Below are 12,859 nucleotides of genomic sequence, written 5' to 3' on the forward strand. Positions count from 1 at the left end.
TCATAAAAAATCATAATATAATGGACATAAATGAGGAGTGATGTGAATGTCTACGGTTCCATACCGGAAAGCGAAAAAAAGTTGAACCACTTGCTTCATCAAGTATGTGAAAATGACGAGACGATTTTCATCTCGAAAGAAGGCAGGAAGAATGCTGTTATCATTTCTGAACGAGAATATAATAGCTTGTTAGAAACCATTTACCTGACGAGCAGTCCAAAAAATGCTGAGCGTCTATTTGAATCCCTAAGGCAGCTTGAATAGCATTAGTCTAATGTTGAAACATATGAGTTTGCATTAACAAACACCCAGTGAATCGTTGAATTCACTGGGTGTTTGTTGTTTCATGTCTTCGACCGGCACGGATGATAAAGCGATACTCTTCACTCTTGAAATACGTTTCGGTGAACTCAAAGCGATTGCCATCCATGAGAAACGAATAGAGTTCGACTTTGAGTATCGGTGTTCGATCGCTCACCTCGAGCATTTCAGCAATTTCTTTCGTCGGCAAGACCGGGATAAATTCCTGAACACTGTCTGCAATCTTCAGGTTTTTGACATTTTCAATGTAATCATACTTCGACCGTGTCATTACCTCATACGTTAAATCGGGAAATAATTGGAGTGGAAGATACGTATCTTCGACGATGAGCGGTTCTCCGTTCGCAAAGCGTAACCGGCGAATATAGTAGACAAGAGCGTCTTCATCAAGCTCGAGTATTGCCTTTATTTTTTCAGTCGGAGGTTGAACGGTGAAAGTAAGTACTTTACTCGTGACGTCCTTTCCTTCCCGTTTCATGTCTTCAGTGAAACTTTTTAATTCGTACATATTATGTTCAATCTTTTCGGATTGTACATATGTGCCGCTCCCTTGTCGTTTCCAAAGCAATCCTTCTTCTTGAAGTAGTTTGACGGCTTGTCGAACGGTGACTCGACTCGCTTTAAATTTCTCGACGAGTTGTGCTTCTGTCGGAATTGCTTCACCGGGCGCCCAATCGCCGGTCTCGATAAACGTGCGCATCTCCTGAGCAATCCGCTGGTATAGCGGAGATTTAGCTTTCATGTAGATAACCTCCTGATTGTATGCGTTCCTTACTCATAGTATACAAAAATAAAACGTTTTAAAAAAGGTGTTGACGGTTCAGATAATATGTATTAGATTTGTATTGTAATCAATTAGATATGTATTGAAAGGGGAACGCACACATGAAAACACCACAGCGTCTCGTAGTCGTCGGTGGAGGTAGTACGTACACAATCGGCATGATCATGAGTTTGATTAAGGAAAAAGAACACTTCCCACTTCGTTCTATCACGTTTTACGATACAGATGAATTACGTCAAGAACGTGTCGCGAAAGCGAGTGAAATCATCTTGCGTGAGCATTATCCAGAACTCGAGTCGTTCGAATATACGACGGACAAAGAATATGCTTTTAAAGATAAAGATTTCTTCTTCGTCCAAATTCGGACAGGTGGTTTGGAAATGCGCGAAAAAGATGAGCAGATTCCGCTTCGACATGGCGTGGTGGGACAAGAGACGTGTGGACCGGGCGGAATGTCATACGGGATGCGCTCAATCGGAGATATGATTGAACTCGTCTCTGACATTCGCACCGGCTCACCGAATGGCTGGATCTTAAACTATACAAACCCTGCTGCGATTGTCGCCGAGGCGCTCAAACGTGCTTACCCGGACGATCAAAAAATATTAAATATTTGCGATATGCCGGCAGCAATCATGGTGAGCTATGCGAAGATTCTCGGTAAAGAGATTTGGGATCTCGTTCCGGAATATTTCGGACTCAACCACTTTGGTTGGTTCACAGGTATCTTCGATAAAGAAGGAAATGAATTGACTGAAGATATCAAACGCGCCATTTTAGAAGACGGTTTCATCCCGGAAGATTCGGAGATTGCGAATGACCCATCTTGGATCAAGACGTTCAAACAAGTAGAGAAGATGCTGACGGATTTCCCGGAGTACTTACCGAACACGTACCTTCAATATTATTTATATCCATCTGACATGGCAGAAAAAGAAGATGTCACGAACACACGGGCACGGCAAGTAATCAACGGACGTCAAGAACGTGTCTTCTCGATGTGCGATCAGATTATTCAAGATGACTCGCTCGAAAATGTTCACCTTGAGGTCGATATCCACGGCTGCTATATGATTCGGGTCGCTGCTTCGCTAGCCTATAATAACGGTGATATTTTCATCGTCATGGTGAAAAATGAAGGGATTATTTCGAACCTGCCGGACGATGCGATGGTTGAAGTGCCTGCGATGCTTACCAATCGTGGACCGAAACCATTCGCAGTCGGAAAGATTCCTCGTTTTTACAAAGGAATGATTGAAGGACAGCTTGCTTACGAGCAACTTGTCGTCGACGCATACTTCGAAAACAGTTATGAGAAGGCACTTCAGGCGTTGACACTAAATCGTACAGTCATCGATGCACCAATAGCTCGTCGAATCTTAGATGATTTGATTGAGGAAAACAGAACGTACTGGCCGGAATTAAAATCGGGCGAGACAGTAGCAATACGGTAACTAGAGAGGGGAGGCAATCCCCTTTCTCATTGTTCAGATTGATAACGCTTACAAGATGAGGAGTGAATCGAATGAGTCAATAGTTTGGAGTTTTTCAAAAGTTTGGAAAGGCGCTCATGGTACCGGTCGCTTTATTACCGGCTGCCGGAATTTTGCTAGGACTAGGTGCGGCACTCACGGGACCATTAGCCGAAAGCTGGACGTTTTTACAGAATGGAACAGTAGAAGCGATCAGTGCTGGAATGTTACAAATTGGTCTTAGTATTTTTGCGAACTTACCAATCATTTTTGCAATCGGGGTCGCAGTTGGTTTGTCAGGAGGATCAGGGATTGCCGCACTCGCAGCACTCGTCGGATATGTCATTATGAATACGACAATTTCAATCTCCCTCGGCATCACGGCAGAAATGGCTGCCGAGAGTGGAGAATATGGCATGTTACTCGGTATTCCTTCCCTTGAAACCGGTATACTCGGAGGGATTGCGGTCGGGTTGCTCGCAGTATGGGTGTATAAAAAAGTTCCATACGTTCAATCCACCAGAAGTGTTGGGATTCTTTGCAGGTGATCGTTCTGTCGGAATTGTAATGGTCTTCTTCTCGATTTTACTTGGATTTGTCATGATGCTCATCTGGCCGCCAATCCAATCGACACTCACTTCAATGGCAAACGTCATCGCGAGTGATGCGACCAATCCTGCATATGTTGGGTTATATGGAATGTTGGAACGATTATTGATTCCGACAGGATTACACCACATTTGGTATGCCCCGTTCCTCTGGACATCTCTCGGTGGAACGGCAACGGTCGGTGATGCGGTCGTGAACGGTGATCAGTATATTTTCCTCGCTCAAATCGCGGAAGGTGTCGAAGTGACGGCGGGACGTTTCATGTCTGGTAAGTTCCCAATCATTATGTTCGGTTTACTCGGGGCGGCGCTTGCGATGTATCGTCAGGCTGACCCAGACAAACGTCCTGTCGTTCGAGGCTTATTGATTGCAGCAGCCGGTACAGCTTTTCTAACAGGAATCACAGAACCGATTGAATTCACTTTCTTATTCGTGGCACCTATCCTTTATGTCATCCATAGTGTGTTGACGGGGATTTCCTTTGCGCTCATGTATGCGCTCGACACACATATCGGTTGGGCTGGAGGATCAGGGTTGATTGACTATATTTTAGTGAACGTCTTACCAGGAACACCACGCTGGTGGATGAATGTCGTCGTCGGCATTGGTTTCTTCATCGTTTACTATAGTATCTTTACTTTCGTTATCAAGAAGTGGAATTTGGCAACACCAGGGCGTGGCGGACAAGAAGCGAAACTGTTTACGCGTAAAGACTACAATGATAAAAAGTCAGGTCAATCAGTGATTCAAACGACAGCACTTGCGATTGAAGAGGCACTTGGGGGACGAGAGAACATCCGTGATATCGATGCATGCTTCACACGACTTCGTGTTGAAGTAAGTGATGTTTCTCAAATCAATGAGGATGAACTAAAAGCACTCGGAGCAGCTGGAGTCGTCAAAGTGAAAAATAACATTCAAGCGATTTTTGGAGGTCGCTCTGATTTATACAAAAACGAATTGCTACGTATTCATAAGGAAATGGATGAAGCAAATTGAAATCGGGCTCAACCGCATGGGTTGAGCCTTTTCAGTTTTCATACGTATAATGTTACAAGACGTTCCGCATGCTCCTTCATCATCTCCCGCAACGCATGCGGTGCCTTGACCTTCACTTCGGCTCCGGCCTTCAACAGCTGTCTCGACAAAAACGGCAGCTCTTCTTTAGGTACGTCCCATTCATTCTTCTCTTCGATATCGGGTAATACATCTTCAAGTAAACGACGACCGAGTGACGTCAGCTCGAGTTGAACGGTCACACCGCCCCGTTCATCACTTCTCTGAAGCAAGGTCACCAAATCCTCGGACTCGAACGATTCCTCGAGCACTTGGACCGCTTCGATGCGATCAATCCGATATTGACGGAATCCGAGTTCGGAGAGCCCGAAGACATACCACTTTAAGTCAAGGAGTGCCATACCGACCGGTGCGATGGGGAACGTACGTGATCCGTTCGTCGATCGATACGTCATCTCGATCTTGTTTTTGCGCTCGACCGCCTGATAGATGTCCTTTGTGAACGGCGCTTTTGGAATTTGTTTGTTTCCAAGCCAGAGAATGTTTCGCTCCAATCGTCGAATTTTCGACTCTACGTCATGTGGTAACTCATTCACGTACCAATCGGACAACGTACTTCGTATGTCCCCGAACGGCACATCAGGAATGTGTTCCATCCATTTGAGCGTGAGATAGAGTGCGACGGCTTCTTGTTCGCGGAGATGGAGCGGGGGCAATAAACGATTCGGCAACATTTCATAGCCGCCCCCAGTTCCAGGAACACTCCAAATCGGATAACCGAGTTCTTCGAGCGAGAGCATATCCCGTTGAATCGTCCTAATGGAGGCGCCTGTCTCTTGGGCCAGTTCTTCCGCCGTGAAACGTCGTCCGCGATTGAGTAGCCGAATCAGTTGCAAGTGTCGTTTTTTCATATCTACCATTCCCGTCATCTTTTGTCGTGTTTGTTCGTTAAGCTGAATGTATCACGAATCAAGGAGGAACACATGATGCCGAATGTTGTGTTATATATTGCGATGAGTTTAGACGGAAAGATTGCCCGGTCGAACGACCAACTCGATTGGTTGTTCGCTGTAGAGGGGGATGGGGACAACGGCTATGCTGATTTTTTCAAGACCGTTGGTGCTGTCATCATGGGACGGAAGACGTATGAGGAAGTATTGAAGTTAGAACAAGGAGAGTATCCGTATCCAGACATCCCGAACTACATTTTGACACGTCAGGCTGACCGTGAGGCCGAGCATGTCACATTCACGGACGAACCAATCAAAGAACTCATCAATCGGTTAAAGCAAGAAGTTGATCAAGATATTTGGCTCATCGGCGGGGGAGAAGTCATCAAAGCCGCGATGGAACATGATTTGATTGACCGCTATGAGATTGCGATTGCGCCGGTCGTGTTAGGAGGGGGAATCCCTCTTTTCCTAGAAGGCACGAAAGAAACGAAGCTTCGACTGACGAGTCACCACGCCTCCGGTCAATTTGTGATGGTGACCTATGAACGACAAATGAGCATCGAGTCCACATAAGGGCTCGATTTTTTATAATTCATCTCATTGTATAAAAACTGCAGACCATTAAGATGATCTGCAGTCATGGGGTCGCTCGTTCGCTTAAATGCGGTTCCCATACATCAGAAAAGTTGTGAACCGGTTGGACACCCTCTAACGTACGGAATTCATAATCTCGTTCTTTCGCATAACGAATGATTGTATCGAGTGCTTTCGGCGTCATCGAGTGATCGTGCGCTAAAATAATCGAAGCAATATTGGCGGCGCGATTCGCTTCGAGTCGGTCGAATACACGTTGCTCGACACGGGCATTGTCTTTCTTATACACATGGTCGAGACTACCGACGTTCCAGTCCCAAATCTCAAAACCGGCATCGGTCATCGCCTGCCAGTGTGCGGGTGACATGCCGGCGTCGCTCCCATAAATGGTGCGGGCCATGTTCGTATGAATGCCGGTCACTTCATAGATAAGTGCTTGTACTTCCTGCATCTGAAGCACGGCCGTCAACGGTGTTTCATAAAATTCATCCCGGTCGTGTCGCATCCCGTGTAAGGCAATCAAATGACCTTCCGCAATGATGCGGTGAAGCAGATGCTCATTTCCTTCGATGTTCTTTCCGAGGATGAAGAAGGTTGCCTTCACTTGATGTTTCTTCAAGACATCGAGTAGCTTTCCCGTTTTCCAGTTCGGTCCATCATCGAGCGTCAAATAGATGAGACTCGGGTCGTTATAGGCCTTCGGCTCCGGAATCGCAGCCTGTGACAAAGACCCAATCAGTAGAAAGATCGACATGAGCAAAAGAACGCGTTTCATCATTCCATTCAAAACTCCCTCAAATCAAAACCAAGCGACATGTGATACATACTTTATCATATGTTGGAGACATCGAGACGATAAATCTGTTCGTCAAGCTCTGTCTCGAAAAAGGTGAAGTTCAATTTCTTCAATAGCGCGATGGATGCCGCGTTCGTCCCAAGCACACCGGCTTTGAACTCTTTCGCTCCTTGGTAAGTCAAGTGACGAATCAATTCCGACATCACTTCAAATGCATAGCCTTGCCGAGCGCGCGTAGGGCTAATCGTGTAGCCGATCCAATGCGTCATACCTTCTTGCTGGATATACACGTCCCCAATCAATTCATCGGTCGCTTGGTCGATGATGGCGAGTTGCATGCCGTGTTGAAGTGATTGTGCGCCGATTAGGGCGTTCTCGTATTCTTCAAAGCTGAGTCCTTTGAATGACTGATCTTTCATCCAATCCAAGTCATTCCGGTAAATCATGAATGATTCGATGTCTTGGCGTTCGAATGGGCGGATGAGGCAACGGGTTGTCGTGATCATGGTTGTCTTACCATTCAAACCAACTTCTTTTCTTTTTTGAAAAGACCAATCAATAGCAACGCCAGACCACTCAAGAAAATCACAGGGAAAATAAACCACATGATCAATCCAGCCCATCCGTTCTGTACACTGATTGCGTACGAAAGGCCGATGGAAAACGCTAAGGCTGGTGATATAGGAATCATAAGAGCGATTCCCCATATTTTCAATTTTGTGTTTCGTGCTTCGCCGGTACTGAACCAATATGCCACGAATGCACCTAGACCTGCGATGAGATATCCGATTGCAATCGCCATTTAATCAATCCCTTCTTCGATACGATGATTGTTTGACCTCGTCCTTAATTTCCGTGTATATCACGAAAAATCCTGTCATAAATCAAAAAGACCGAGCCCTTCAAGGACTCGGTTTGACATCATACATGCTTCCGCTGAAACGCTGAAATCGCTTCATACTCTTCAGACAAATGGCGCGATAAGCGAATGTAGATCGGCAAAAGTTCACGATACACATTCGTCGCTTCCATGTCCGGTGTATGCTCATGGGTCACTTGCGGTACTTCTTGGAACTCCTCGATGTCCCCGAAAGCGTATTCCCCGAGCATGACAGCCCCGAGACATGAACTTTCATGACTCTCCGGCACGACGACCGGTGTATCAAAGATGTCTGCCATCATTTGACGCCAGAGACTCGACTGGGCAAACCCCCCCGTCGCATGGATGCGGTTCGGGGCGCCCGTCAACTCATCGAGTGCGAGCATGACCGTATAGAGGTTAAAGATGACTCCTTCCAATACGGCACGGATGAAATGTTCGCGCTTATGGTGAATGCTGAGCCCGAAAAATGAACCGCGGGCGTTTGAATCCCAGAGCGGAGCCCGTTCACCCATCAAATACGGATGGAACAACAGTCCGTCGGCACCCGGTTTGACCGTCTCGGCGATTCGTGTCAACACATCGTACGCGTCGATCCCGAGTCGTTTCGCCGTCTCGACCTCACTTGCTGCGAACTCGTCACGGAGCCAGCGGAGGATGATGCCGCCGTTATTGACCGGTCCACCAATCACCCAATGCTTGTCCGTCAGCGCATAACAGAAGATGCGACCTTTCGGATCTTCGACCGGTTCCGAGACGACCGTCCGGATGGCGCCGCTCGTCCCGATGGTCACGGCGACGACGCCTTGTTCGAAGGCGCCGACCCCGAGGTTCGAGAGCACGCCGTCGCTTGCCCCGATGACGAGCGGGAAGTCCCAGCCGAGCGTCTCGGTCACCTCAGGTGTCACCGGTAAAATCTCTGTCGTCGGCACGAGTTCAGACAAGCGCTCTGGTGTCACACCGGCGACATCAAGTGCTTCCGTGTCCCAGTCTCGTTGCTTTAAATTGAAGAGTCCGGTCGCCGAGGCGATGGAGTAGTCAACGACGAAGCGACCCGTCAAGCGATAGAAGACATACTCTTTGATGGAGACGAACTTGGCTGTCTGTTCAAAGACGTCAGGATGTTCTTTTTTCAACCAGCGCAGTTTCGACAGCGGTGCCATCGGATGGACCGGGGTGCCCGTGCGCATATGGAGCGCACTCGCATCAACATCGCGTTTGATTTCTTGCGTATATGGATTCGCGCGACTGTCGGCCCACGTGATGCTGTTCGTGAGCGGACGTCCTGATGCATCGAGCGCGATTAAACTGTGCATCGCCGAACTGAACGATGCGAAGCGAATCGGACCGTCCGCTTTGGCGCGGACCGCCGAGACAGCTTCGAGCACGGCCCCATAGATGACGACCGGGTCTTGCTCGGCCGTCTCCGTATCGGGCGTGAGAAGCGGATACAACACGTTATGTACCGCCAGTTGTTGATGACCGTTGAACAGGACGGCTTTCGTACTCGTCGTCCCGATATCGACCCCAATCGTAAACACACAATCACTTCCTAACTTAGATGATAAATAGGCTAATCAAGAACACGACGGCAAAGCCGGTGAGTCCGATAATCGTTTCCATGATCGTCCATGATTTGAGCGTGTCTTTCACGTCGAGACCGAAGTACCGGTTGACGAGCCAGAAGCCTGAGTCGTTGACGTGTGAGAGGACGGTCGCCCCTGAAGCGATGGCGATGACAATCAATCCGAGCGCCGCGCCCGTGATGTTTTGGATTTCGAGTAGCGGTGTGATGAGTCCGGCCGCTGTGACCATAGACACCGTTGCCGACCCTTGGGCGACACGGACGACCGTTGCGATCAAGAAGGCAAGAACGATTGCCGGAAGTGGTGAACCGGCCATCATTTCGCCGAGCACGTCACCGACACCAGAGTCGATGAGTACTTGTTTGAACACACCACCGGCCCCCGTGACGAGGATGATGATTCCGGCTGGCTCGAGTGCTTTCGTTGCGATCTCTTGTACTTCGTCACGTGAATATCCACGACGTGTCCCGAGGAAGACGAACGTGAGGAGCGTCGCAATCGTTAAGGCAACGAATGGATGTCCGAGGAACGTCAAGAAATCACGGACAGCGTTGCCTTCGTTCAAGAGAACCGCTGAGAGCGTGTTCGCTAAAATCAACACAAGTGGGATCAAGATGAGCGACAAGATCATTTTGAAACTTGGTAGTTCTTTCGATGTATCGATTTCTTCAAATTCCATGTAATCCGGAATCGTCACATGAATTTTCTTAGCAATATACTTCCCAAAAACCGGACCGGCTAAAATCATGGCCGGAATCCCAGCGAGGACACCGAACAAGATGACCCAACCGAGGTCGGCACCGATCAAGTTCGCAACAGCGATTGGACCAGGTGTCGGCGGGATGAAGCTGTGTGTGACCGCGAGACCCGCAAGGAGCGGAATCCCATAGTAAAGAAGCGAGCGTCCCGTCTTTTTTGCGAGACCGTATACGATTGGAACGAGAATGATAAAACCGACATCAAAGAAGACCGGGACGGCGACGATGAATCCGGTAATCCCGAGCGCCCATTGTGCCTTGTCTTCCCCGAACTTGCTGACGAGTGTCTGGGCAAGACGTTCCGCGCCACCCGATACTTCAAGCATCTTCCCGAACATCGCGCCAAGACCGACGACGACGGCGACGAAGCCGAGCGTTCCGCCCATCCCGTTTTGGATGGAGGCGATGACATCCCCGAGTGGCATGCCGGCTGCGACCCCGACGATTAAACTGACAAGTAACAACGAAACGAATGCATGAAGCTTTGTGCGAATGACCAAAAATAAGAGCAAGAAGATCCCGGCTAAGGCGATCAAAATAAGTGTTGAGCCAGACATTGAGTATTCCCCCTAAATTCCGAATATGTAACCGTTTACAGTTCCTAGCAAAGGAAAAGGCCATATCCCCGTGACCTTTTCCACAGATGTTACTTCTTGACGACCGCGTGGCCACCGAACTCGTTGCGGAGCGCGGCGACGACTTTTCCTGAGAACGTGTCGTCTTCGAGTGAACGGTAGCGCATCATGAGCGACAGGGCGATGACCGGTGCCGCGGCTTGAAGGTCGAGCGCCGTCTCAATCGTCCATTTACCTTCACCGGATGAATGCATGACCCCGCGAATCTCATCGAGCTTCGCATCTTTCTTGAAGGCATTCTCTGTGAGTTCCATGAGCCAAGAACGTACGACCGACCCGTGATTCCATACACGAGCGACTTTTTCATAGTCATAGTCGAACGGGCTCTTCTCCAAGATATCGAATCCTTCGGCGATCGCCTGCATCATCCCGTACTCGATGCCGTTATGGATCATCTTCAAGAAATGACCGCTTCCGGCAGGACCTGTATACAAGTAGCCGTTCTCGACAGACAGATCTTTGAAGATTGGTTCAATCGTTGGCCACGCCTCCGCGTCACCCCCGACCATCGTACAGGCACCGTTTCGTGCCCCGTCCGTGCCTCCGCTCGTCCCGCAATCGAAGAATTTGATCTCTTTCTCGGCGAACTGTTCGGCGCGTGCGACCGAGAGTTTGTAGTTCGAGTTCCCGCCGTCGATGACGATGTCGCCGGGTTCGAGGCGCTCATATAGTTCAGCGAGTACCGCTTCGGTGACGTCGCCGGCAGGGACCATCGTCCAGATGACGCGTGGCGTCGACAATTTGTTCACGACATCTTCGAGCGTCGGCACGATGGAGAACGCGTCCGAAGTGACATTCCCGACGTCCGTCCCGACGACCGTGTGTCCGTGGTCGCTCAAGTTGAGTGCCAAGTTGTATCCCATCTTACCTAAACCAATCAAACCAATTTCCATATTGTCACCCCTGAAAAAGAATTTTTTTCCGTCTCTAGATTTATCATATCAAAATAAATTCGACTTACAAGTCTAATGACGGAATTTTTTTCGAGTAATGCAAAAAAAGCGTCCCGGCTTAATTCGTAGGCGGGACGACGGACAGGCACTCTTATATAGATACAAGAACGAACGATCAATCTTTGAGAGTGAATAAAATTCCCGAAATGCGATACAAGCGTTGATTAGTAATAAAGTGATTGCGGTAACCCTAAGACGAAACTTTCATTTGGTTCAGCTTGTCAAATAGCTTCGCATACAGCCCCATACCGATGAGTGCCGACAGCAAGATGAGTGTGAACACAGCGAGAGGGGAGAGAAATCCTGATGCAAATACCGTCACCGGTGCGAGGAACTTGCCGATTGTGTTTTGGAGCGTATCGGTCGCGAGGTATTGTCCACGTGACTCGATTGGTGCATAGTGACTAACGAAACTCTGACTGACGGGAGAACGAATCAGCTCCCCGAACGTGAACATGGTCGTGACGATGAGCAAGTACCAGATATTTGATGAGAAGGCGACGAGAAACGTCCCGAAACCTCCTAGGAAAGTCGACAATAGTAAAACACGCCGTTCGTCCCACGCCCGAAACACACGTGTGACAGGAATGATGAAGACGACGAACAAGAGGCCGTTATATGCAACGAGCCAGCCGAATAAGACTGTATTCGAGACGTTGAACGTGGCCGGAGTTTGTTCAATCAAATAGACAGGTAAATACACGTCTAGTTGCATGATTGGGATTAAGGCGAATACGCCAGCAATCAGATAGAGGCGGAAAAGCGGGTCAATCAAAATCGTCGCATACGACCGCCCTTGGGTGAAAAATGTCGTTGCGACCGTCTTCTCGGTCGAGACCGGTCGTGTCTCACTGGTTAGAACCGCGAGCAAACCCCCGTAACCAAAAAGAACAAGGGCGCAGCCGAGGAGGAGCGCCTGACGATACTCGAAAAAGAGGACCGCACCAAGAAGCGGACCGAGAACAGCACCGATATTGTTCGAAGCCATAAACGTCGCGAATACATTCCGTAAATGTTCAGTCGGAACGAGGTCGGCGACCATCGCCGAGCTGGCCGGTTTGTAGATGGCACCCATAAAACCGATGCTGATGTAGGTGATGTAATCGACATAGGCGTTCGTTGATAAAGCGAAAACGAGGAATAGGAAACCTTGTGAGAACGTCCCGGCGAGCATGACGGGGCGGCGACCAATCTCATCTGCAAGCGAACCGCCAATCAAGCTGCCGACTAGCAGGAACAACGGTGGCACGGCCATGAGTAGTCCGGCTAGCTCGACACCGAGCGTCCGGGCGAAATAGACGGTGATGAATGGAAAGTACATCCAAAACAAGAGGTTGAATAAGCCTTCGCCGAATAAGCGAACTTTCAGATTGAGGTCCCAACGGTATAATTCCATAGATATGCTCCTTTCAAGAGTCTCTCTTTAATGTAAGAGGTCGTGGAGAGAAAGAATAGACTTATGTTGCGGGATTTGCTAGACTAAAAATAGAAAAAGCGAATA

14 protein-coding genes are annotated in these 12,859 nt (G+C 48.7%); 5 read left to right on the top strand and 9 right to left on the bottom strand.

Annotated elements, in window-relative coordinates:
- The first annotated feature begins 30 nt into the window (after nt 1-30).
- The gene (locus KNO61_RS09710; RefSeq protein WP_214687501.1) at nt 31-264 is read left to right on the top strand and encodes a type II toxin-antitoxin system Phd/YefM family antitoxin; all 234 of its coding nucleotides are present in this window, start codon (nt 31-33) and stop codon (nt 262-264) included.
- 61 nt (nt 265-325) lie between these two features.
- On the opposite strand, the gene KNO61_RS09715 is transcribed toward KNO61_RS09710, so the two are convergent.
- The gene (locus tag KNO61_RS09715; RefSeq protein ID WP_214873076.1) at nt 326-1,063 is read right to left on the bottom strand and encodes a GntR family transcriptional regulator; all 738 of its coding nucleotides are present in this window, start codon (nt 1,061-1,063) and stop codon (nt 326-328) included.
- 143 nt (nt 1,064-1,206) lie between these two features.
- Between KNO61_RS09715 and KNO61_RS09720 the strand changes: the two genes are divergently transcribed.
- The 3 genes from KNO61_RS09720 (at nt 1,207) to KNO61_RS09725 (ending at nt 4,185) form a co-directional block, all read left to right on the top strand.
- Nucleotides 1,207-2,559: a 6-phospho-alpha-glucosidase gene (locus tag KNO61_RS09720; RefSeq protein WP_214685989.1), complete on the top strand. Its 1,353-nt coding sequence runs from the start codon at nt 1,207-1,209 to the stop codon at nt 2,557-2,559.
- A gap of 116 nt (nt 2,560-2,675) precedes the next feature.
- Nucleotides 2,676-3,125, top strand: a complete 450-nt coding sequence (locus KNO61_RS17250) for a PTS transporter subunit EIIC (RefSeq protein ID WP_251025503.1) — start codon at nt 2,676-2,678, stop codon at nt 3,123-3,125.
- Nucleotides 3,106-4,185 (top strand): PTS transporter subunit EIIC, encoded by a 1,080-nt coding sequence (locus KNO61_RS09725; protein WP_251030812.1) that lies wholly within the window; start codon nt 3,106-3,108, stop codon nt 4,183-4,185. Before KNO61_RS17250 ends, KNO61_RS09725 begins: the two co-directional genes overlap by 20 nt.
- Before the next feature lie 38 nt (nt 4,186-4,223).
- On the opposite strand, the gene KNO61_RS09730 is transcribed toward KNO61_RS09725, so the two are convergent.
- Nucleotides 4,224-5,114: a helix-turn-helix transcriptional regulator gene (locus tag KNO61_RS09730; RefSeq protein ID WP_214685985.1), complete on the bottom strand. Its 891-nt coding sequence runs from the start codon at nt 5,112-5,114 to the stop codon at nt 4,224-4,226.
- A 75-nt stretch (nt 5,115-5,189) separates the two neighbouring features.
- Here KNO61_RS09730 and KNO61_RS09735 point away from each other — a divergent pair, with 75 nt between their 5' ends.
- Nucleotides 5,190-5,729 (top strand): dihydrofolate reductase family protein, encoded by a 540-nt coding sequence (locus KNO61_RS09735; protein ID WP_214687497.1) that lies wholly within the window; start codon nt 5,190-5,192, stop codon nt 5,727-5,729.
- Nucleotides 5,730-5,793: 64 nt separating this feature from the next.
- Here the strand turns inward: KNO61_RS09735 and KNO61_RS09740 are convergent, their stop codons facing one another.
- The 7 genes from KNO61_RS09740 to KNO61_RS09770 all read right to left on the bottom strand — a co-directional run bounded on the left by KNO61_RS09740 (nt 5,794) and on the right by KNO61_RS09770 (nt 12,754).
- Nucleotides 5,794-6,528 carry a polysaccharide deacetylase family protein gene (locus tag KNO61_RS09740; protein ID WP_214685982.1) on the bottom strand — a complete coding sequence of 245 codons (735 nt, stop codon included), beginning with the start codon at nt 6,526-6,528 and terminating at the stop codon, nt 5,794-5,796.
- Nucleotides 6,529-6,581: 53 nt separating this feature from the next.
- Complete coding sequence (locus tag KNO61_RS09745; RefSeq protein WP_251030813.1) at nt 6,582-7,052, bottom strand: GNAT family N-acetyltransferase; 471 nt, start codon at nt 7,050-7,052, stop codon at nt 6,582-6,584.
- Between the two features lie 14 nt (nt 7,053-7,066).
- Nucleotides 7,067-7,348, bottom strand: a complete 282-nt coding sequence (locus tag KNO61_RS09750; protein ID WP_214685978.1) for a hypothetical protein — start codon at nt 7,346-7,348, stop codon at nt 7,067-7,069.
- 119 nt (nt 7,349-7,467) lie between these two features.
- Entirely contained in the window at nt 7,468-8,967 is a 1,500-nt protein-coding gene (gntK, locus tag KNO61_RS09755) for a gluconokinase (protein ID WP_214685976.1), read from the bottom strand.
- Nucleotides 8,968-8,983: 16 nt separating this feature from the next.
- Nucleotides 8,984-10,327 carry a GntT/GntP/DsdX family permease gene (locus tag KNO61_RS09760; protein ID WP_214687491.1) on the bottom strand — a complete coding sequence of 448 codons (1,344 nt, stop codon included), beginning with the start codon at nt 10,325-10,327 and terminating at the stop codon, nt 8,984-8,986.
- Nucleotides 10,328-10,416: 89 nt separating this feature from the next.
- Nucleotides 10,417-11,298 carry a phosphogluconate dehydrogenase (NAD(+)-dependent, decarboxylating) gene (gnd, locus tag KNO61_RS09765; protein ID WP_214685974.1) on the bottom strand — a complete coding sequence of 294 codons (882 nt, stop codon included), beginning with the start codon at nt 11,296-11,298 and terminating at the stop codon, nt 10,417-10,419.
- 250 nt (nt 11,299-11,548) lie between these two features.
- Nucleotides 11,549-12,754, bottom strand: a complete 1,206-nt coding sequence (locus tag KNO61_RS09770; RefSeq protein ID WP_214687489.1) for an MFS transporter — start codon at nt 12,752-12,754, stop codon at nt 11,549-11,551.
- Nucleotides 12,755-12,859: the final 105 nt, after the last annotated feature.

It is taken from the genome of Exiguobacterium sp. s140, from assembly GCF_018617035.1.
Classification (GTDB): domain Bacteria; phylum Bacillota; class Bacilli; order Exiguobacteriales; family Exiguobacteriaceae; genus Exiguobacterium; species Exiguobacterium profundum.